The following is a 21300-nucleotide window of genomic DNA, read 5'->3' as shown; positions in this document are numbered from 1 at the left end:
GGTTCCGCCCCCCTGCCTTGAAAGCCGCCGTTGCGCGGCTGGCGTCAGCTCGCGCTCCCCACCACGTGGTCCTTGGCCATGCTCTTGACGATGGCATTCGCGAGGCCCGGGACCTCTTTCTGCACGTCCGAGGTCTCGTAGGTCTTGGTGTTCGTGCTCCAGAGCAGCTGTCCGTTCTCGCTTCGGGCGTCGAAGAGGCTGACCTGCATCCGCGCCTCCTCCGTCACGGAGTAGGCCGCTGGACCGTAGACCCCGACGTAGTCGTAGTAGGACATGGAGGGAGCGGCGTTGACCTCCTCATGGGTCCCGGCGAAGCGGGCCACCAGGATGCCGTCGTACCCCTTGCCTTCGGTAGCGCTCCGGAGCGTGTCCTTATCGGGCTTCGCTCCCGCAGGGAGGACGTCGGAGCTCTTGACGGCCTGGACGCCCTTCTCAGACAGCTGCGACACCAGTTCCTGCTCCAGCTGCTGCCGGGTGGCCTCGCTCGGCACCATCGCCACGACGACAACCTTCTTGACGGGGGGAAGCTGGGCGAGCGCCGGGCTCTTCCAGGTCTTGCCAACGCTCGTCGAGGCGCAGCCCGCGGCGAACAGCATTGTTCCGACGATCAGGGCGAATCCGAAGTGGGTACCGTGTCTTGTTCTCATGGCTTTGTCTCCCTCGTGGGCTGAGTGCCCGCCTTGGAAGAGGCTGAGGACGCGGCAGCCTGGGGACAACGCCTCGCGTAGGTGGAAGCGGGCCCCTGTGTTCCGGGCCTGCCTCCGGATGTGAACCGCGTCAGGCTTACGGAGGGTTGGTTCCGTTCCCCCAGCTCGCCGCGGCCCCCCTTCCGCGACGCGGCGGTCAGCGTGGTGCGCAGCCCCTTGCCTGGCCGCTCGCGCGGGACGGCCATGCTCGGCGAACTCGCATGGTCATCGCGCGGCGTCGCGGCGGGTGATGCAGGAGATGTGGGCTCGTCCGCCGCTGGCGCCCCCATGAGAGGGGCGCCAGCGGCGAGCGCGTTTCAGGCTACTGGATGGCGGTGACGACCTGGGCCTGGCACGTCATGGGGTCGACGAAGGTCTGCGAGTTGCTGAGCGAGCAGATGACGCCCTGCGTGCCGAAGGCGGCCTGGTTGATGGTGCCCGAGCAGACGCCGTTGGTGACGGTGAGCGTCAGGATCCAGCGGCACGTCTTCGCGGCGCCGGTCGGATCCGCCGCGTTGGTCGTGTAGTAGTAGAGCTGGGTCAGCGGCGTCAGCAGGGGGGTGATCATCTGGAAATAGCCCGAGATGGCGGGCGGCGCGACGGGGGGCAGGGGCGAGGGCGGCAGCGGATTGGGCGTGCCCGTCACGGAGTAGCCGGCGAAGGTGTTCACGCCGGTCCAGTTGGAGATGTAGAAGTCGTTGATGGTGGTCGCCGGGCGCAGCGACGCGTTTCCTTCCAGGCGGCCCGAGGGAAGCTGGATCGTCTCCTCCTTGACGACGCTCACATAGTCGTGGCGCTGGGAGAGGAGGTCTTCGACGCCGTACTGCTCGGCGAGCGCGACCGACGGCATGAGGGACAGCAGGGAGGCGGCCAGGAAGCGCTTCACGTTGCTCGTCATGGGTCTTGTCCTGTGGTGTCTGGTGTTGGCCGGAGCCAATTCCTCTCTAACACTGGGATTACCCGCAAATCAAATCAAGACAAGCAATTCAGGCAATTCCAATGGACGCAAAGGATTTCCATCTCATTGGCCGGCCCACCCGGAGTTCGCCCTAAGGGGTTTCCCCGGGTCATTCGGGTGCGATGTGATTGACCCGGCCTCGACCGTGGCCCGTTTGCCTTCTACGCGTACGCGAGAGGCATGAACCCCCTGAAGGTGAAGCCGCGCTCAGGTCGCTTCGACGCGGTCGCAGTAGGCGTCGAACGCCCTCTTCCAGGCCGGGCGCGCGATGCAGCGCTTCTGGAAGGCGAGCACGTTGGGATGGGCCTTGACGACACTCTCGTCGGTGCCGGCGCCCAGCACATGCGTCATCAAGAGGTCCGCGACGGTGAACGCGTCGGTCGCGATGAACTCCCTGCCCGCGAGCCAGCCGTCGAGCTGCTTCAGGCGCATGTCCCCCCACTGGTGAAGCGCATTGCTCGCCTGGGTGCCCTTGCCGCCGCTGATGTCGACGAACCACGCGGTCAGGATCGGGACCTCAATCGTGTTCAGCGCCGCGACGCACCAGCGCAGCACCTGCGCTTCGCCGGCGAGGTCGCGCGGCATCAGCTTGCCGCTCTTGCGGGCGAGGTAGAGCAGGATGGCGCCCGACTCGGTGACGACCACGCCGTCGTCGTCAATCACCGGAATCTGTCCGAACGGATTGAGCGCCCGATACGCCGGCGTATCGAGGTCTTGCTGTGGATGATCCATCCCCACGACCTCGTACGGCAGCCCCATCTCCTCCAGCGCCCACAGCACGCGCAGGTCGCGGGTCTTGCCGTGGGCCATCTTGTTCACTCGGGAGAAGCCATAGACCTTGAGCATGCGCGCACCCTACTCCACGCACGGGTGCATCGTGCAGGTCTCGTTGGGCATCCGGCCAGGGTACCGCCGCCGAAGCTCAGGCATCGCAAGGAGGACCGCAATGACAATCACGAACACCCTCATCCGATTCATGACGTCTCCCCTTGAGTCAGCAAGGATCTTCCGTGGCGCGAACCGGGCTCAGCCCATCAGCCGGTTCAGGCTCAGGTCGAGCTGGCTGTTCACCAGCCCCAGCAGGCTGTCCAGCGCGGCATCGTCTGGCTTCAGCCGCCCGGCCAGCTCCGCGCGCAGGAGCTTGAGCAGCCGCTCGCGGGACTGGAGGACCCGGCGCGCCACGCCGGAGCGGGACTCCCCATACATCGTCGCGAGCCGGTCCATCGTGAAGCCGTGCAGGTGGTGCAGCCTCAGCAGCGTGCGCTCTCGCGGGGGCAAGGCCTCCAGCACCTTGCGGAGTACGTCCACCAGCAGCGCGCGCAGGTCCTTGCGCAGCAGTTCGTGTTCCGGGTCCCCCGTGGACAGCAGCTGCACGAGCGCCTCGGGGGGCTCGTCGAACAACTCCTGGCGCTCGTCCCGGGTCTTGAGCTGGCTGGCGATGCGCGCGGTGGAGATGACCACCCAGGCGAGCAGCGCCCCCCGGCCCGAGTACGTGAGGATCCTGGGCGGCTCACCGCCGGAGCCCATCAACAACCGCTCGCGCAAGAGCTGGAGCGCCTCGTCCACCTGGGTGCGCGGCATGGAGCCGAGCCGGGAGGGCACCTGCTGGAGCAGGTGCTGTTCGAAGGCGCGCAGGGCCGCGGGGTGGCCTTCGCCGCAGGCACACGCGAGGTACAGGTCCGCGGCATGGCACTCGCGCAGCACGGCCTCCGCGCCCGCGTCCGGCAGGTGCAGCGCCAGATGCCTCAAGAACGACTCCGTGGCGAGCGCCACCGTGGGCCAGGCCTCCCGCGCCACCGTCAGGTGTCCGCGCAGGAGCGCCTCCAGGTCCTCCACTCCGTCCAGCTGCGCGCGGCGCTCCGGAGGCACGTGCGAGCGCAGCAGCGCGGCCAGGCTGTCTGCTTCCACGGGGCCGCTCATCTGCGTGCCTCCCGTCGCTGCCAGGCGAGGACCTGCTCCAGGTCCTTCCGCGCCTTCACGCCCAGCGCCGCCAGCTTGACGCGGGCCTCCTCCGCCAGGGCGGCGGCGCGCACGGGGTCGGGGTTCGTGCGCTTCTCGCTGAGCGCCCGGGCCAGCAGGAAGGACGTCCAGCCCGCGAGCATCGCCTCCCCGGTCAACTGCTGTTGAATCTGGCGCGCGCGCTCCAGCAGGGGCTCTGCTTCCGCGGGAGCCTTCTGGGCCAGCAGCGCCTCTCCGATGCAGGACAGGTCCGCCGCGATCATCAGCGACCGCGGCGACAGTCTCCGCTCGTCGAGCATCAGCGCGTGCTTGCACTGGCCAAGCGCTTCGCGCGCATTCCCCTCCGCCATCGCGACATCCGCCAGGTAATGGTGAACGAACGTCGCGCTGGGGCCGTCGGGGCCCTCCTCCTTCTCCAGGAGCTTCAGCGCCGCCAGCAGGTCCTTCCGGGCCTCGGCGGTGCGTCCCAGCTTGAGCAGGATGCGCCCGCGCGATCTCAGGATGCTCTGGGCCCGTGGCGTCTCCGGTCCCAGGGAGCGCCGGATCCGCGCCAGGCCGTCGGTCGCCAGTCGCAAGGCCTCGTCGAACCGGCCCGCGTCGTGCGCCACCAGCGCCAGCTCCTCCAGCATCACGGCCACCTGGGGATGGTCCGGCCCATGGATGCGCTCCAGGATGTCGCGCCCCCGCTCCAGGCTCCGCCGCGCCTCATCGAGCTCTCCCTTGCCGCGCAGCGCGGTGCCCAGGTTCCCCAGCGAGTTCGCGAGCCCCACGTGCTCCGGCAGGTGGGCCGCGTCCGTGATCTGGATGATGCGGCGCCAGAGGGCGATGGCCTCGTCCAGCTGCCCCAGCCCCATGTAGGCCCCGGCGAGGCTGTTGAGCGTGGCGGTGAGGAGGGGGTGCTGGGGGCCCAGGTGGCGCTCGCGCAGCGCCAGGACCTGACGATGCAGGGCCAGCGCCTCCTCGTTCCGGTTCTGGCGGGAGTAGATGCGCCCCAGGTTGTGCATGAAGTGGGCGGTGCGCAGGTGGTCCTCGCCGTAGGTCTTCCGCGCGAGCGCGAGCCCCTGGGAGATCTCCGCCTCCGCGCGGTCCAGCTTCCCCTGCTGGATGAGCACCGCTCCCAGCCACAGGTTCAGGTCCATGGTGACGGAGGGGAAGCGCTCGGGCCCCAGCCGCGTCACCGCGGCCTGGGCGTGCTGGATGATCCGCTCCACGTCCGCGGCGCGAGCCTGCAAATCGCCCACGACCCAGACGAGGAGGCTCCACGCACGAGCCGCCATCTCGTCATCGTGCCCGGCCTCGGCCGCGAACACGGCCTTGTAGAGGTGGTCCTCCGCATCCTTGAGCTTGCCGTTCTGCGCGAGCAGGGTGCCATGGGCGAGCAGCACCTCCGCCTCCAGCGGCCGGAAGTCGAGCCCCTGAATCTCTCCGAGGAGCGCCGTCGTCAGCGCGAGTCCCTCCGGGTAGCGGCCTGCCTCCAGCGAGGCCTGCGCCTGCGTGAGCTTGCGCCGGGCCGTGTCCACCCGCGCGGCGAGCGCATCCGGGGGCTGCGGACGGGAGGAGAGCGCCGACGTGTCCTTGCACCCGGTCAGCCCCTCCAGCGAGGCCGCCAGCTGCTGCGCGTTCTGCACCGTCCGCGCATCCGCCCTCTCCAGCACCTCGGCGACGGCGGCGAACTGCCAGAGCCGGGCATCCAGGCACGTCTCCGTTTGCCAGGCCATGCTCATGTCATCGACGGTCGCGGCCAGGCAGGCCTCGGTGCGCAGCGTGCGCCACTGGGCCGCGTGCGCATCCAGCGTGGCGGCCATCGTGTCCCATGCCTTCGCGGCGTACGGCACGCCCGTGGCGAGGAAGGCCGCGTGGATCCGCTCGCGCCGCGCGGGCCCCCACGCCCCGGCGAGCTTCGCCACCTCCTGCTCGCAGCGCGTCGGGTGCCGGGGCGCCAGGCCGTACACGAGCGCCCCTACCAGCAGGGAGGCCACGACCGCGGTCGCCACCCACACGCGCTCGCGCCGCGACGGCGGGGTGAGCGCCGTCAGCAGCGCCTCCATGGAGGCGAAGCGCTCCTCGGGCCGGGCCCGCAGGCCGCGCAGCACCGCGCGCCGCAACCGGGCCGGCACCTTCACGTCGCGCGGCGGAGGCCGCACGCGGCCCTCCTCCGCGGCCCGGGCCATCTCCTCCAGGCTGTCGCCCTCGAAGGGGCGCACGCCGAAGAGGGCCTCGTACAAGGCCACGCAGAAGCTGAATTGATCCGACAGCGCGTCCGCCCGCTGGCCCCGCACCAGCTCCGGCGCCATGTACGCGGGCGTCCCCAGGAGCACGCCCGTGCGGGTGAGGGGGCTCAGCGTGGACGTGGCGGCCTTCGGCTCCACCCGCGCCGCCAGTCCCTGCTCGCGGTTGAGGGGACGGGCCATGCCGAAGTCGGTGACCCACACCCCGCCGCTCTTCCCGACGAGCACGTTCGCCGGCTTGAAGTCGCGGTGCACCAGCCCCGCCGCGTGCGCCGCCGCGAGCCCCCGCCCCGCGTCCTGGAAGATGCGCAGGACGTCCGCCCACGCGCGTGGCGTCTGGAGCCAGCCCTGCAGCGTCGTGCCGTCCACCAGCTCCATGGCCAGGAAGACGCACTCCCCATACGTCCCCACGTCGTACAGCGTGACGACGTGCGGATGGGACAGTCGCGCCAGCGCCTGCGCCTCCAGCAGGAGCCGCCGCTGGAGCTCCTCCACGTGGCGGCCCTCCGGACGCACCACCTTGAGGGCCACCTGCCGGTCCAGCTCCGGGTCATAGGCGGCGTACACCACGCCCATGGCCCCGGCGCCCAGCCGCTCCAGCACCACGTAGCGGGAGAGCGTGGCCCCCCGGGCCAGCGGGGGCGGGCGCGGCTCCGGCGCCGCGTCCCCGGGGAGGGCGTCGTTGCCCACCGCCAGCACCCACTGACAGTCCGCGCAGCCTTCCAGGTGCGCCACGACGCGCGCCCGGACCTCCTCGGAGAGCCGCCCCTCCAGGAAGTCGCTCAACGTCGTTTCGTCCGGGCACGCCGTCATCGCGAGGAGAGTCTAACAGGACACCCCGCTATCCCCGTGAAAGTTGTTTTCCCTCCTAGTGCGCCCCCGGCCGGCGGGGGCGCGCTGGGACCTCAGGCGCGCACGCCTCCGGCATGGCGGCCGGCGGACAGCTGCTGGTTGAGGGACGCGGTGCTGGGGGCCTCGCCCAGGCCCGCGGTGCCGCTGGAGGGGTTCGCGACCGCGCCGCCCAGGGCCTTGCCGGTGCCCGTGCCCCAGCCTCTGATGGCGTTGGCGGCATCCTTCGCGCTCCCCTTGAACGAGAAGAGGGGCGTATCGGAGACGTCGCGGGTGGTCGCGGCGAACTCCCCCTTGCCGCCGTAGCCCATGAAGCGGAGCTCGGGCGCGGACGCAGGACGTGCCTACTCCCCGCCGTTCCGGACGGTGGGGGCCCGCAGGGGTGCGATGAAGCCCGAGTAGGCCATCCGGTTCGGGGAGCAGTGCCCGGGGTTGGCCACCTTGTCCGGCGTGGCGTTGCCCGTCATGGCGGTGATGACCTCCTGCGGCGAGGAGGCAGGATGGGCCTCCAGGAAGAGCGCGACGATGCCGGTGACATGCGGCGTGGCCATGGACGTGCCGCTCAGCGTTCGGGTCGCCGTGTCGTCGCTGGCCCAGGCCGAGAGGATGCCCTCGCCGGGCGCGAAGACGTCCACGCAGTCGCCATGGTTGGAGAAGGACGCCCGCCGGTCCACGCTGGTGGTGGCACCCACGGTGATGGCCTCGGCGGTGCGCGCGGGAGAGCGCCTGCACGCGTCCTGGTTCTCGTTGCCCGCCGCCAGCACATACGTCACGCCCAACGCGATGGAGTGGCGCACGGCATCGTCGAGCGCCGCGTCCTCCCCGCCGCCCAGGCTCATGTTGGCCACCGCCGGGGACTGGTGGTGCTCGGTCACCCAGTCCACGCCCGCCACCGCGCCCGCTGTCGTCCCGGAGCCCTCGCAGTCCAGCACGCGGACGGCGTGCAGCGACGCGCTCTTGGCAATGCCATACACGTTGCCGCCCACCGTGGCGGCCACGTGGGTGCCATGGCCGTTGCAGTCCACGCCGTTGCGGCCATCGTCGACGGCATCGAAGGCGATGTCCGCCCGCCCGGCGAACTCCTTGTGCGTGGGGCGCAGGCCCGTGTCGATGACGTACACGTGCACGCCCCGGCCCTGCGTCTGGTACTGGTAGAGCTGATTGAGCGGCAGGTCGCGCTGGTCGATGCGGTCAATCCCCCACGTCGCATCGGACTGGCTCTCATCCAGCGTCACCACGCCATTCTGTTGCACGTACTCCACCTCGGGCGCGGCGGACATGGCACGGGCCTGCTTCTCGCTCATGCGCGCGGCGAAGCCCCGCAGCGCGTGCGCGTACACGTGGAAGGCCTTGCCGCCGAAGCGCTCGGTGAGGTTCCGCGCGACCACCACCGGCGTCGACGCGGCGCCCCCTTCCTGGGGCTCCTTGAGCACGACGACGTACTCACCGGAGACCGGCTTCGCGACCCTGAGGAACTTCTCGCGCACGGGTGCCTGTACGGACGCGGTGCCACGGCAGGGTGTGTCATCGGGTGGCGGGATGGGATTGCCCGCGCTCTGGCACGCCGACAGCAGGAACAGCACGCAGGCGGACGCGACCGTCCGAGACAGGAGCTTCAGCGACATGGGTTCCCCCGGGGGTGGCACTTCCAGCTTCGGCCAGAAGCCGGGAAAGCAACGCTGGCGCGGCCTTCCAGAGCAGTAACGCTTTCTGACTCAAAGTGGTCCCTGCCCCGCGGGGTCGCGAAACGTCCGAAACCTCCACCCGAGCAGGCTGGCAGCATCATCAACCTGTCTACGGAACCGGGACGCGCCCACACGCAGGTTCGCCTCCACCAGCGACAGGAAGACCTCATCCAGTCAAGCCAGGGCCCCCGTCGCCTCCAGGACCGGAGTGGGGCTGGAGCACCTGGGACTGCCCCCGCAGCATGGGAGGCCGGCCCCGGGCCTCCGGTCTGGGCCGGGGACGGCTACTTGGAGTAACAAGTCCGGGTCGAGCAGATGCCGCCCCCTGCTCCACAATCAGCGTTGGTGTTGCAGTCCGCACAGGAAAGGGAGCACTGCCGACGCAGCGGCGTCGCGGACTCCGGCGAGGCCGGCGTGAAGCTGGGGACCATGGCCAGCGCGGACCCCGCGGCGAGTCCTCCCCACAGCGCGATGCCGGTCAGCGACTTCTTCGCCTTTGTCTGGTTCACATGAACTCCGAGCTGGGTTTGAACGGCGGGGAGCAGTCTGGGATGTGAATGAATGGCCTCGCGATGCGAGGGAGCACTTCTCACATCCAATGCAACGCATTGTCCTGGAGGGACTGGAACATATTGCCGCGGATGGTGTCGTTATTGAAAAGCGCCCGCCTCAGCGCCTCGCGCGCCGTCTCAGGGGTCTGGGGATCGCGCGTCAGCACCTCGATGGCGGCGCTGACGTAGGCGCCACATTCATGGCCACCCGGCTGCCGGGGACCGGTGAGCGCAGTCACGACCAGGTCATGCCGGCCAAAGCAGCGCCGGACCCGTGTCTTCAATTCAGGGGACGGCGGACCGCGTTGGAGCGGATCATAGAGATATGCCGCGGTCTGGCTCTCCCCGGGGAAGCGGACCGCCAGCACCCAGTGGTTGCCACCCACGTTGAGGACCTGGAGCTCGACCGTCGCCCCGGTCCTCGGTGTCTGCAGTCCCTGGGGAGGCACCCAGCGTCCGTTTCCCACGAGCACCCCCACGGGGATGTCGTAGCGGCTGCTGACGCGGGCACGCGACTGTTCGATGACGGCGACGAACGCGTCGATGACCCGATCCTCCAGGTATTCGGTGCGCTCCGTCTCCAACATCCGCCGGTGCTCGGACGTGAGGGAGTGGCTGCCCACCGTCGTCCAGGCCTCCACGGGTGAGGAGAACGCATCGGCGCCCGGCGTGAACGGGTCGTGGGCTTCCGGGAAGGAGGACTGGATTCCAGCCAGCGCCTCCACCATCGCGTTCAGCACGAAGCCATGCATCGCGGCGTCGCTGGTACCAGAAAGGGAGACACTGTCCGGCAGCGATCTCAACTCGCGGTAGGCCTCATCGAGTGACTTCGCTCCATCGATCTGCACCAGGACGGAGAGCGCAAGGGCCTGCTGGAGGGTGACATCGAAATCCGTGCCGCCCTCCTTCCTCGACGCCCGGTCCAGCGTGGCCTGGAGTTCCTTCTGGTGCCCGCGGGCATCCTCCTGGAGCGCCTTGAAGGCGGCCGCGGGGTCGAGCACGGCCCGCCTCGAGTCCTCGCCGGCGTCCGCGCAGAAGATGCCCTGGAGGCCATACCGCTGGATGAGCGCGGGGATGGCGTCGGGGGAGGGAGAGGGAAGTGGCCGCCCCTGCTTCCGATTGTTCTGCCAGAACGGTCGCGAGCTGGATTGCGCGATTCCCAGGCCGTGGAAGCGCTCCATGGCGGGAAACTGTTCATCCCGCTTGGTGATCGAGTCCATCAGCGGGCGCGCGCCATAGGCTTCGCGGCTCCGGTCGCGGTTGTAGACCAGCTCCGGACCGAGCGCGGCCTTGAACTCCAGCCGGTCCTTCGCGTGGGCTTCGTCCACGTCCTCCTTGCGCATGATGACCGACTTCATGCGGACCTGTTTGCGGTCACCGGATTTCACCACACCCGCGAAGGTCATCTCGGAGATGGCGCAGCGGCCGCACGTCTCCTTGCCCCAACCGTTGCCGCTGTGGTCCTTGAAATCGATGCGCACCTCTCCCTCGAAAGGCACGCTCAGCTCCATGTCCGCCATGCGGTAGTAGAGCTGCGCGGCGGCCATCACCGCGGACGGCTCCGCGCACTGGATGGAGTTCCAGCTTTCGATGTTGTGCAGGTGCTGGTGCAGGGCGTGTTCCGTCAACCAGTCCGCATCCATGTACCCCATGTAGCTCAGCATGGCCTGCTTGGCGGGCACCTTGAGGTTGAGCGCCTTGCGCTGGTCGAAGAATTTGAAGAGCTTGAAGAAGCGCTCCACCAGCCGCTCACCCGCACGGCCCATCTTCGCGCTTGCCTCCGGATTCGACTGCTCCCCCTCCAGCGACGGAACGCCCAGGCGCTTCAGGTAGGTGTCCCGGGGGAAGTCCGCACTGGCCCCTCCCGAGATTCCAAAGAAGGGCACATAGACATAATGCTCGCCGTCGCTGCTCAGCTCCTCCGCGAACATGATGCAGATGCAGCCGTCCCGGCTGTCGAGGACCCGGCGCGCCTTGTCCGTCTCCAGGAACTCGTATTTGCGGATCAGCCGGTTGGCATGCTGGATGAGGAAGTCGTAGCGCGAGGCCTCCTGGGCGGAACGGCTGATGACGCAGTATTCGTGGGAGGGAAAGACACCGCCCATGGGGCAGGGATGCGGCAACAGCAGACACCCAGCCAACTCCAACCGCGCGCGGATGTTCCGCCGGTCCGGCGACACCCGACCGAACAACTGGGGAATGTCCTTGCCGTGCGCCAAAATGCGTGCGTCCACCTTCACGCGAAGCTGGGTGGAGAGACTGCTCTCCTCTTCCCGGTAGGTCTTTCGCTTGAGGGAGAGTTCATCTTTCGCGCGGCTCTTGGCGGCGACGTCTGACTTCGCCAGCATGCGTCGATCCTTGCTGTTGCCGCCCGAGTGGTGGCTGAGCGTCTTGCGACGCTCCCGCTCCTTCTCCGTGATGCGCGCCCTCAAGGCCTGCTCGTCGGCCTTCCATTTCCTTCTCAGGGCCTGGAGGGGCTGGGCGTCCGCGGCGATCTGCTCCCAGCGCTTGCAGACGCGGTCCATGACGTCCAGCTTGTACTGGAGCATCTCCATGGCGTCCGCGAGCTCCCCGACGTACGTCAGGAGATAGGAGTCCCGGGTGATTGGATCCTCCCGCATGCCGCCAATCAGCTCGCGCCAGTTGTCCGGCAGGCCCTGAGCCGAGCGGCCGTAATTGACGACGGAGTCGTCCAGGGCGTGCACATCCCCGGTCCAGCGGCCACTCGCACTCAGCCTCCTGGGACGGAGGGGCTGGGTGAAGCGGACGCGGACGACGTCGCCTGGGGACAGCCTGTCCTCTCGCTTGCGCATCTCACGCAGGGCGAGGTTGCTGGGGTCATTCCACGTGCGGTCGAATAGCGTTTCGGTGTCTTGGGGGCCCACCCGTGGATCCAGCATGGCCCGGGTGACGATGGCGCGGACGGACTCGCCCTTGGGAGGCTTCTTGGCGGCGTGCTTGTCCACCGGCTTCGAGAGGTCCACGACCTCGGGAACCGCGTCCGCCCGGAACTCGATCTCTCCGGACTCCGAGGTCGGCACCTCGCGGCTGGCGCGCGAACGGGGGCCGAGGCCTTCGTACTCCGCCATCGACAGTTGGGTGCGGAGGTTCATCAGTTCCTGGAGGTAGTCGCAGTCGGCCTCCACCAGGTAGTCGACGTAGAGAACCCGCATCAACGCGTCCGCGGACTGTCGTGCCTGTCCGGCGCGGGCCAGGAGTTGCCGTGGTTTGTCGTCCTGCTCCAGGAACTTCCGCGCGCGCTCTGCGATTTTTGGCATGGAGGGGGCCCGTTCTGGGGCGCATCATGCCAGGACATGCCTGGGAAAGCCCGGGTGTGGTCCGTGCCACTCCACCTGGCGACATGTCAATCATTGAGTGCGGACGCAATTCTTCCGCCGACAAGCCGTGGTTCGGCGGACTCTCCGCGGACCTCGTCGGCACGCTGAAGGCATGGCGCGAACGGCTCGAATCCTGATGGGTCGCTCGCCGACACCGTCACATGGCAGGTGTCCGAATCGACAGGAGAGCGATGACGTCGGCGCGGCCTACGGCCTGGAGCGCCGCCAGGCGATGACGGGTGCGGAACGTGCCAGCGTGCGCGCGAAGGGCAGGCCGTGCGCATGCAGCCACTGGCGTGTCGCGTCCCGCAGGCCGGCCTGTTCGAGCAGCTCCCCCACCGTGTGCCGTGAGAGGTCCTCCAGGACCGCGTGGAGCTCGGCCTTCAGCCCCTCGCGCACTTCGGGGCGCGCGAGGTTGTGCGCAAGCACCTGGGGCGCCAGGGAGTCGAGGTGCTCGTGGGGCACCTGGCTCAGCGCCTGCGCGGCCTCGGCCTCCGTCTTCTCCAGGGTGGACAGGAAGAGCTTCTGACGCCGTGCCCCCAGGGCGCGGGCGGTCTCCTCGCTGGCCAGCCGGTCGGCGATCCGCCGCTGCACCAGGGCCATGGAGCCGTCGATGACCTCGCGCACGCGGTCCTGCAAGCTGCCGCCCAGGCCCCCCAGGAGTCCCTTGCCCGCCGAGGCCGCCGCTCGCGCGCCCCAGCTCAGCGCATCCCTCAGCCCGGAGCCGCCCGCCCCGGGGGCTCCCGCGATGACCTTGCTCACCAGCGACGACAGGGTCTCCTGGAGCGTGGTGCGCACGGTCTCCCGCACCTGCTCGGACGCCACCATTTCATCGATGGCCTTGCGAGGCAGGTGCACCGGCTTGCCCAGGAGCGCCGTCAGGGACGCGGTGGCCTCGGCGGGGAGCCACGCGCCCAGCTTGATGCCGCTCTTCGCCGCGCGCGCGAGCAGGCGCGTGCGCAGGGGGATCCCCAGCCGGGCGTGCCAGCCCGTCACCCGCTCGGGCGTCAGGGCGAGGTCGACCGCGGCGAGAACCCGGTCGGGGTCCACCCAATCCGAGACGCGGGACGCACAGAGTGCGTCGAAGGTCAGGTCCAGCAGTTCCAGGAGCGCGGCGTCGTCGAGGTCGGACATCGGGGCGTTCCTACTACGGACCGGCGCCGGAAGGCCGGGAACGACGCCTCCCGTGGCGCCCCGTGTACAGATGGACTCCGCGTGTCACCTCGACGCTCAGGAATGGACCTTCCACAGACGGAGGGCCTCCTCCGCGATGATGTCGGGGTTCTCCTCCTGGAAGAACAGCTTCCCGCCCGGCACGAAGCGGATCCCCTGCGAGCCGGGGAACGTGCGGTCGAGGTAGTGCGCGTCCTCGTTCGAGAAGATGTCGTCGCTCTGGCCCCAGACGATGCGGACCGGGACGTGGGTGCGAAGGAGCTTCGCCTCGATTCCCGCCAGCGGGTTGGGGAGCAGCGCCTTGTGGAAGGCGTGGTACTGCGCCCGCCGCTTCGGCGAGCTCACGACGGGCGAGGCGTAGGTCTCGATGACTTCGGGGGTGAGGGTGTTGGGATTGTGGAAGACCGCCGCGCCGAACGTCGAGCGGGCCAGGGCCGGGTCGGTGAGCCACTCCGCGGTGGAGGCCGCGAGCGTCCCGGCGCGAGACATCTCGATGGCCGGCATCACCTTGGGCGGAGGGCTGTTCGGCTCGGTGTCGCAGTTCGTCAGGAGGAGCGTCCGGACCCGCTGCGGGAACCTGACCAGGAAGAGCTGGGCGACCGCGCCGCCGCTGTCACTGGCGACGATGTCCACCTGGGAGACGCCGAGCGAGTCGAGCAGGGCCGCGAGCATGTCCACCTGGTCCGTGGCGGCCAGCGGCTGGGACTCGGGGACCTCCGAGTAGCCCAGGCCCATGAAGTCCGGGGCGATGCAGCGCCGGACGTCGCACAGCCGGTCGAACGCGCCGCGCCATTGGAAGCCATTGAGGGGGGCTCCGTGGAGGAACAGGGCCGCGTCACCCGAGCCGCGCTCCACATAGGCAATTTTTCCGAACGGGAGCGGGGCGAAGCGTCGCGCCGCGCGCCAGGCCGCCGCGTCCGTCACCCGGGCCGCCGTGACGCCAGCCGAGGGGGAGTGGACCTCCGGGTGTGAGGCGCAAGCGCCGAGCGTGCTGACCGCGAGGGCGAGACCCGCGCACTTGAGGAAGAAACGACGTCTCATGGGGAGAACTCCAGAAGGAGAGAACGCGCCAAGGATTGCAGCGAGTCCCTTTTCGGCGCGCGCACCGCTGGCCGTTCCCGGGCACAAACGGATGATCTTCCGTGTTGCGGCCCGGCAGCCCCAAGGAGAAGGTTCCCGCGATGACCGATCGACCCTCGTGCTACCCGAGCCTTCCGGCCGCGCTGCTGAAGAGCCTTGGCCCGGAGCGCATGCCGTTGCTCGACGTGCTCACGTCTCCGGTTCCGTCCGGGCGGTTCGACTCGCCGGTGGATGACCGCCATGTCCTCTGTCTGCACGTGGGGGAGCCGGTGCCGGTGACGTATCGCGTGGGGAATGCCGAGCGTCAGGGCGCGCGCCTCCACGGTCAGTTCTGCGTGGTCCCGGCGGGGTCGAGCACGCGGTGGACGTTGTCAGGCCCGGCGCGGTCGCTGCTCCTGCGGCTGACGCCCGCGCTGATCCGGGAGGCCGCGGAGTCCCTGGGGTTGGGGGCGCAAGGGGCGGCACTGGATCCAGCCATCCACATCCGGGACCCGCAGGTCGAGCGCATCGGCTGGATGATGCAGGCCGAGGACCACGATGGATATCCGGGGGGGAGGCTCTTCGTGGACAGCCTGGCGACGGCGCTCGCCGCGCGGCTGGTCGCGTCGCAATCCCATACGGGGGCCTCGGCGACCGGGCGTCGCCATGCATTGCCGGCGTGGCGGCTGCGGCGGGTGGTCGAGTACATCGAGGCGCACCTGGACGAGGACCTGACGCTGGCGGAGCTGGCGACGGTGGCGGGGTTCAGCCTGTCTCACTTCAAGCCGCTGTTCAAACAGGCCACGGGGATGCCGGTGCATCGGTTCGTGCTGGAGCGTCGCGTGGAGCGCGCGCGGCTGCGCTTGACGGAAGGGCGCAAGAGCCTGACGGAGATCGCGATGGAGGCGGGCTTCTCACACCCAAGCCACATGGCCCGCTGCCTGCGCCGCTTCCTGGGCATGAGCCCGACGGAGCTCGCCCGGGCCGCACCCGGAGGTGGCCCATGACGGCGCGCGGATGCAGGACTCCCAGCGCCGTGGGCGCATCCTGGACGGGCTGCGCCGCCCCGTGGGCCTGGGCTAATGTCTGACGCCTCCATGTCACAGCTCCAACGAACGATGAGCGATTCAGACTGCCTGGCCGAAGCGGAGCGGATCCAGCGGCTGCTGGCAGAGCAGGCCGCACGGCATGACCGGGAGACCTCCCTGCCTGACGAGGGCTTCGAGGCCATGGCCCGCTCCCCGCTGAATACCGCGCTGCTGGAGGGCGCCTCCTGGCTGACCTTCGGGCGCATCGTCAGCATCCTGAGCCGGGGAAGCGCCTCCTTCGGGACGCTCTGGCTGATGCATCAGGGCTCGGGGCTCGCCTTCCTGGCGCTGCCGGAGCCCGCGCTGGTGGCCACATTCAACGACAGGTTCCGCCAGGGAGCCTGGTTCGGCAACGCCCTGTCCGAGCCCACCAGCGGCAACATGTTCCTCATGCCGCACCAGGAGGCCCGACGCGCCGAGGGCGGCTGGCGCCTGTCCGGGGCCAAGCGCTTCGTGTCGGGCAGCGAGCGGGCTGGCTACCTGCTCACCAATGCCGTGTGTGATGGCCAGCCCACCTTCTTCCTCATCGACAAGGACGACTCCATCCGGGTGGAGGATGTCTGGGACACCCTGGGGATGCGGGCCACGCGCAGCCAGCTCCTGCACTTCCAGGACACACTGCTGCCGGAGTCCCGGCGGCTGCGGCTGGATCCCTCCCAGCCCAACCCCATCGCCCTGGGGCTGCCGTGGATCTCCATCGGCATCGCGGAAGCGGCGCTGGCCTTCGCCATCGCATACGCCAGGGAGCGCAAGCTGCCTCCGGAGAACCGGGCGATCGCGGAGATGCAGTGGGTTCAGTTCTCGGTGGCGGAGATGAGCCTCCGGCTGGAGGCGGCGCGGGCGCTGGCCATGCGCGCGGCCATCGCCACGGATCAGCGGGAGCCGGACTTCCCCGTGCTGCAGATGCAGGCCAAGGTCGTGGCCAATGAGGCCGCGGTGGCCATCACCACCGCGGCCATGGAGCTCGCCGGAGGCTCGGGCTACATGCGGAGCCACCCCATCGAGCGCTACCTGCGCGATGCCATGAGCGGCCCGCTGATGGCCTGGTCTCCGGCGGTGATCCGCGACTTCCTCGGCAAGACCCTGCTGGGGCTTCAGACGCCACCGCCCCAGACGTGAGCTGCCCCGCTTCACCGCGGCCTTTCCCGCCGGACTCGCCCGCGATGACGGGCTTCAGCGGAACGGCTATTGAATGTTCGCCGTGACGGAGCTGGCCGCGGTGAGGGTGAAGGTGCAGCTCGCGGTCTTCGCACCCGCGCTGCTACAGGCTCCGGACCAGATGGCTTTCCGTCCGTTGGAGGCGGTGAGGCTGACCGAGGTTCCCGCGTTGAAAGCAGCCGTGCCGGTCGTGCCCACGTTCACGCTCAGGCCCGCGGGCGTGGACGTCACCTGTTCACCCGCTCTGCCGGTGGCGGTCAGCGTCAGGGTCGGTGCGGTGCCACAGACGTTGGCGGTGCCACTTCCGCCGCAAGTCGTCCCCGTACCGCAAGTGCCGCAGCTCAAGGTCCCGCCGCAGCCGTCAGGAACGCTGCCGCAGTTCTTGCCCAGGTCCGCGCAAGTCGTCGGAACGCACGCGCCCGCCGGGCAGGCCTGCCCCAGGGAGACCGCCGACGAGTAGATCGTCGGAGACGTCCAGATGAGCGTGCGGTTCGCATCGAACTTCTGGATGGCCATGGACGTCCGGTAGCAGAAGGGCTCCAACCAGTTGCGGTTCTCGAAGTTCAGCGCGGTACCGGCAGCCAGGCTGTAGATGGTGGGATCCCAGAAATGGTAGTTGTCCCAGCTCTGCCATTGCGCGTTCCAGACCTGAAGGTTGTGCAGAACGTTGTAGGAGCCCGCGGTGTCGCATTGGATGCTTCCGGTGGCTCGGACATCCTCGTTCCATTCCGGGTAGATGGAAGGTGCCACCCTCTCCGGAACCGAAGTCGTGAAGGCACAGCCATTGAAACTGGAGGAGATGGCTTGTGCGTCTGTCTTCAGCTCCTCCTGCGTCCCTGGGGAAGGCGCTCCTGCTCCACACCCCACAGCCAACGCGGACATGAGCGCAACACCGAAATGGATTTTCAAATGAAGCTCCTCGGGGGGCAGTGACAGAGAGCGGTGAAACAAGGATTATCACCCTGTTCCGATTCGCAGCAAGACGTACAGGTCACACCCGCGCCGCTCATGTTCCGCGCCGTCCTGCGCCATGCGCGCCCCGTCTCGTGCCGGATTGGATTGAGCAGCCCGAGCCGGGCGGCGTGAAGTGGACGACCCGGAAGCCGTTGTCGAAGAGGAGATGAGACACTTCAGCCGGAGGTGATGCCCCGGGGACGTGACGCGCGTCACGCGGCCCGCTATGTCCCTTCGGCGTGAGCACTCCCCTCCTCACCCTGCTTGCCCTCCTGGGCTTCGCCGCGAACTCGCTGCTGTGCCGCGCTGCGCTCTCGGGGGGCGCGGCGCGCAGCATCGACGCGGGTTCGTTCACGCTGGTGCGGCTTGCGTCGGGAGCGCTGGTGCTCGCGCTGCTGCTGCGGCTCCGCCGGGGCGGCCGTGGAGCGCCAGGGCACGGGAGCTGGGCCTCGGCGCTCGCGCTCTTCGTGTACGCGGCCGGCTTCAGCTTCGCGTACGTGCGCATCGGGGCGGGCGTGGGCGCCCTGCTGCTCTTTGGCTGCGTGCAGCTCACCATGCTCGCGGCAGGACTCGCGCGCGGTGAGCGGCCGCGCGCGCTCGAGTGGGCGGGGCTCGCGGTGGCACTCGCAGGGCTCGCGGGGCTCACGCTTCCCGGAGCGAGCGCGCCGGACGCGATTGGCGCGGGGCTGATGGCCGCGGCGGGCGTGGCGTGGGGCATCTACAGCCTGCGGGGGCGTGGGAGCACGGACCCGCTCGCGGCAACGGCCGGCAACTTCGTGCGCAGCGTGCCGCTGGCCCTGGCGCTCGTGCTGCTCGCCCGCGCCCTGGACGCGGCCCCACCCCCGTCGTCGAAGGGGCTGCTGCTCGCGGTCACGTCCGGCGCGCTCGCCTCGGGCGTGGGCTACAGCCTCTGGTACGCGGCGCTGCCCCACCTGAGCAGCGCGCGCGCGGCGGTGGTGCAGCTGTGCGTCCCGGTCATCGCGGCGGTGGGCGCGGTGCTGCTGCTCGGAGAGCCCCTCACCCAGCGGCTGCTCCTGGGGGGCACTGCGCTGCTCGCGGGTGTGCTGCTGAGCCTGCGTGCGAAGCAGCGTCCTCCCACGGCGAATCGCTGACGGGCACCCCGGAGCCGGTCAACCCTCTGTTCGCAATCCCAAACACGGAGAACGCTCCGCGCGGAGCTTTTCAATGACATCGTGCTTTGCGGGTAAAGCTTGACCAACACGCGCGTAAGCAGTTGCATCAGCACCTCACCAGCGAGAAGGAGTGCCACATGGTTCTTCGTGGGTTCGCGATGTTCGCCGTCGTCTCCATCTTCGGGATAGGCTGTGGTGGCGCTGAAGTGACGGACGGTGCCGAGAGCGGGATGCAGCCCGGTCAGGACTCCGCCGAGCTCCTCAGCAGCTGTGAGACGCTCCAGACCCGCCGCTGTACTCCGGGGGCGGAGACGGGCTGCCAGTTCGCCAATGGCACCTTTGGCGAGTGCTTCTGCCAGGAGATCCCCGCCAACAAGTGGGTCTGCCTGAGCAACTGACGTTCCCGCGGCAACCGCCTCTGACAGGGAATGCCCTGTCAGAGGAGGAACCGGGTCACTCGATGGCTGGCGGCTCGGGCTCCAGGAGGTGCGGAGGCTCTGACTGCCCTTCGTCCCGGAGCCTGAGCGCGCGGTCGATGCGCGCGGCGGCGCTGATGAGGCCCAGGTGGCTGAAGGCCTGTGGGAAGTTTCCCAACTGCTCGCGCGTCAGCGGGTGGATCTCCTCCGCCAGCAGGCCCAGGTGGTTCGACGCCTCCGCGTGCGCGACGAAGACGTCCTCGGCCTCCTGGATGCGATTGGCCAGCGCCAGCGCCTCCGCCAGCCAGAAGCCGCAGAGGATGAAGCCTCCCTCCGGCCCCCCTACTCCGTCATCCATCCGGTACCGGCGCAGGAACGGGCCCGCGCCCAGCTCCGCGCGCAGCCAGTCGAGCGTCCTCAGGATGAACGGATCCGTCCCCCGGAAGCAGCCCACGATGGGCAAGAGCAGCAGCGCGGCGTCCGGCTCGTTCCCTCCGTAGACGCCGACGAAGTGCTTGCGCGTTGGATCCACGCCGTTGCGCAGGATGTCCGCCCGGATGACGTCCGCCAGGGCGGCACTGGAGTGCTCCAGCGCCACCTCCCCGAAGAGCCGTGCCAGGTGCTGCCCCCGGCGCAGGGCCAGCCACCCCATGAGCTTCGAGTGGACGTTGTGCCGCATCTCCCGGCGCGGCTCCCAGATGCCGTGGTCGGGCTCGCACCAGCGGCGGGCGGTGGCCTGGATGACCGAACGGAGCAGCCTCCAGGTGCGCAGCGGCAGCTTCCCGCCGGAGCGCTCGTAGAGGTACGCCGCGTCGAGCAGCGCGCCCGCGGTGTCGAACTGGAACTGGTCCCTCGCATCGTTCCCCAGCCGCACCGGCCGCGAGCCCTGGAAGCCGGCCAGGTGGTCCAGCTCCCGCTCTGGCGGCACGGAGGCACCGTCCAGCGTGTACATCACCTGAAGCGTGTCACCGCGCTGCAACGTGTCGCGCACGAAGTAGAAGAACTCGCGCGACTCACGCTGGAAGCCGAGGAGGTTGGTGGCGCGCACCGCCATCGCGGAGTCGCGGACCCAGCTGAAGCGGTAGTCCCAGTTGCGAGGCCCTCCAATCCACTCGGGGAGCGAGGTGGTGGGCGCGGCCACCATCGCGCCCGTGGGGCCGTACATCAGCAGCTTCAGCGCCAGCGCGGAGCGCATCACGTGGTGCCGCCACGGCCCCTCGTAGTGGAGCTGTTGCGCCCACTCACGCCAGGCCTGGCGCGTGTCCCGCAGGTGGTCGAAGGGCCGGTACGTGGCCAGCGGCTCCGGCCGGTCGGCATCCCACGCCAGGATCATCCAGCGCCGCTCGCCCGGCCCCATCCGGATGCGCGTCTGGAGGCCCGTGTCTCCCCGGCAGGGTTGGCCGCGCAGCGCCTCGCAGGGCCGCCACTCCGCCTCCCCGCTGAGCACGGCGACCAGCCGCTCCCCTCCCGACCCACGGGCAACCAGGCCGTGCTCCTCCCGCTCCACCCGCGTCCGCGACGCCCCGTAATTGAAGCGCGGGTCGAAGACGATGTTCAGCTCCACCGGGCCCTCCAGGCACTCGATGCGCCGGTGCACCTCGTGGACGGTGGAGCGCGGGTCGTTGGTCCACGGCATGTAGTCGATGATGCGGATGGCCCCCTTGCGCTCGAAGCGGAACAGCGTCTCCAGGACGTTGGTGTCCGGGTCGTAGCGCTGCAGGCTCTCGAAGGGCCACACGACGGGGGTGATGCCGGTGATGCCCCCCTTCTCGTCATCGAGGATGCCCGCGAAGACGCTCGGGCTGTCGAAGCGGGGGAAGCAAAGCCAGTCGATGACACCGTCCGGCCGCACGAGCGCGCAGGAGCATCCATCGCCAATCACCCCGCGGCCCGCCAGGGGGACCTCCCGGTAGGACGCCGGGTTGGTGAACCGGAAGGGGCGGGCCATCCGCCTGGCGGCGCTGTAGAGGTCCATGAGCAGGCGTGTCGCGGGGCAGGAGCGCGACCTCCCGCCCTCAAAGTAGCGACCCCCGCGAAGGCCGCACCCGGCAGCCCACCCACGCAG

The 21300-nt window shown here is 69.4% G+C and carries 17 protein-coding genes; 4 read left to right on the top strand and 13 right to left on the bottom strand.

Annotated elements, in window-relative coordinates; translation table 11 throughout:
* Positions 1 to 44: 44 nt before the first annotated feature.
* The 11 genes from D7W79_RS18995 to D7W79_RS18950 all read right to left on the bottom strand — a co-directional run bounded on the left by D7W79_RS18995 (position 45) and on the right by D7W79_RS18950 (position 14468).
* The gene (locus tag D7W79_RS18995; protein WP_147441973.1) at positions 45 to 647 is read right to left on the bottom strand and encodes a DUF4136 domain-containing protein; all 603 of its coding nucleotides are present in this window, start codon (positions 645 to 647) and stop codon (positions 45 to 47) included.
* Positions 648 to 1008: 361 nt separating this feature from the next.
* On the bottom strand, positions 1009 to 1584 hold the full coding sequence (locus D7W79_RS18990; protein ID WP_120526797.1) for a hypothetical protein: 576 nt from the start codon (positions 1582 to 1584) through the stop codon (positions 1009 to 1011).
* A 267-nt stretch (positions 1585 to 1851) separates the two neighbouring features.
* Positions 1852 to 2490 (bottom strand): glutathione S-transferase family protein, encoded by a 639-nt coding sequence (locus tag D7W79_RS18985; RefSeq protein ID WP_120526796.1) that lies wholly within the window; start codon positions 2488 to 2490, stop codon positions 1852 to 1854.
* A gap of 180 nt (positions 2491 to 2670) precedes the next feature.
* A complete protein-coding gene (locus D7W79_RS18980; protein WP_120526795.1) occupies positions 2671 to 3564 on the bottom strand; it encodes a sigma factor-like helix-turn-helix DNA-binding protein in 894 nt (297 codons plus the stop codon).
* Positions 3561 to 6644 (bottom strand): tetratricopeptide repeat protein, encoded by a 3084-nt coding sequence (locus tag D7W79_RS18975; protein WP_120526794.1) that lies wholly within the window; start codon positions 6642 to 6644, stop codon positions 3561 to 3563. Before D7W79_RS18975 ends, D7W79_RS18980 begins: the two co-directional genes overlap by 4 nt.
* A 92-nt stretch (positions 6645 to 6736) precedes the next feature.
* A complete protein-coding gene (locus D7W79_RS18970; RefSeq protein WP_120526793.1) occupies positions 6737 to 6991 on the bottom strand; it encodes a hypothetical protein in 255 nt (84 codons plus the stop codon).
* 33 nt (positions 6992 to 7024) lie between these two features.
* The gene (locus D7W79_RS18965; RefSeq protein ID WP_244221844.1) at positions 7025 to 8305 is read right to left on the bottom strand and encodes a S8 family peptidase; all 1281 of its coding nucleotides are present in this window, start codon (positions 8303 to 8305) and stop codon (positions 7025 to 7027) included.
* Positions 8306 to 8649: 344 nt separating this feature from the next.
* On the bottom strand, positions 8650 to 8874 hold the full coding sequence (locus D7W79_RS43250; RefSeq protein WP_147441972.1) for a hypothetical protein: 225 nt from the start codon (positions 8872 to 8874) through the stop codon (positions 8650 to 8652).
* 80 nt (positions 8875 to 8954) lie between these two features.
* Positions 8955 to 12194 carry a hypothetical protein gene (locus tag D7W79_RS18960; protein WP_147441971.1) on the bottom strand — a complete coding sequence of 1080 codons (3240 nt, stop codon included), beginning with the start codon at positions 12192 to 12194 and terminating at the stop codon, positions 8955 to 8957.
* 267 nt (positions 12195 to 12461) lie between these two features.
* Entirely contained in the window at positions 12462 to 13388 is a 927-nt protein-coding gene (locus D7W79_RS18955) for a hypothetical protein (RefSeq protein WP_120526790.1), read from the bottom strand.
* A gap of 96 nt (positions 13389 to 13484) precedes the next feature.
* Complete coding sequence (locus tag D7W79_RS18950) at positions 13485 to 14468, bottom strand: alpha/beta fold hydrolase (protein WP_120526789.1); 984 nt, start codon at positions 14466 to 14468, stop codon at positions 13485 to 13487.
* Between the two features lie 140 nt (positions 14469 to 14608).
* On the opposite strand from D7W79_RS18950, the gene D7W79_RS18945 reads away from it, so the two are divergent.
* Complete coding sequence (locus tag D7W79_RS18945; protein WP_120526788.1) at positions 14609 to 15493, top strand: helix-turn-helix domain-containing protein; 885 nt, start codon at positions 14609 to 14611, stop codon at positions 15491 to 15493.
* A 111-nt stretch (positions 15494 to 15604) separates the two neighbouring features.
* Complete coding sequence (locus D7W79_RS18940) at positions 15605 to 16693, top strand: acyl-CoA dehydrogenase family protein (protein ID WP_120526787.1); 1089 nt, start codon at positions 15605 to 15607, stop codon at positions 16691 to 16693.
* Between the two features lie 66 nt (positions 16694 to 16759).
* Here D7W79_RS18940 and D7W79_RS46035 read toward each other — a convergent pair whose 3' ends face one another.
* Complete coding sequence (locus D7W79_RS46035) at positions 16760 to 17482, bottom strand: hypothetical protein (RefSeq protein WP_120526786.1); 723 nt, start codon at positions 17480 to 17482, stop codon at positions 16760 to 16762.
* Positions 17483 to 17925: 443 nt separating this feature from the next.
* Here D7W79_RS46035 and D7W79_RS18930 point away from each other — a divergent pair, with 443 nt between their 5' ends.
* Positions 17926 to 18798 carry a DMT family transporter gene (locus D7W79_RS18930; protein ID WP_120526785.1) on the top strand — a complete coding sequence of 291 codons (873 nt, stop codon included), beginning with the start codon at positions 17926 to 17928 and terminating at the stop codon, positions 18796 to 18798.
* 158 nt (positions 18799 to 18956) lie between these two features.
* Entirely contained in the window at positions 18957 to 19217 is a 261-nt protein-coding gene (locus tag D7W79_RS18925; RefSeq protein ID WP_120526799.1) for a hypothetical protein, read from the top strand.
* Positions 19218 to 19272: 55 nt separating this feature from the next.
* Here the strand turns inward: D7W79_RS18925 and D7W79_RS18920 are convergent, their stop codons facing one another.
* A complete protein-coding gene (locus D7W79_RS18920; protein WP_120526784.1) occupies positions 19273 to 21210 on the bottom strand; it encodes a glycoside hydrolase family 15 protein in 1938 nt (645 codons plus the stop codon).
* Positions 21211 to 21300: the final 90 nt, after the last annotated feature.

It is taken from the genome of Corallococcus exercitus, from assembly GCF_003611585.1.
Classification (GTDB): domain Bacteria; phylum Myxococcota; class Myxococcia; order Myxococcales; family Myxococcaceae; genus Corallococcus; species Corallococcus exercitus.
The sequence above is the reverse complement of the archived record's forward strand: the minus strand, read 5'-3'. Positions and strand labels throughout refer to the sequence as shown.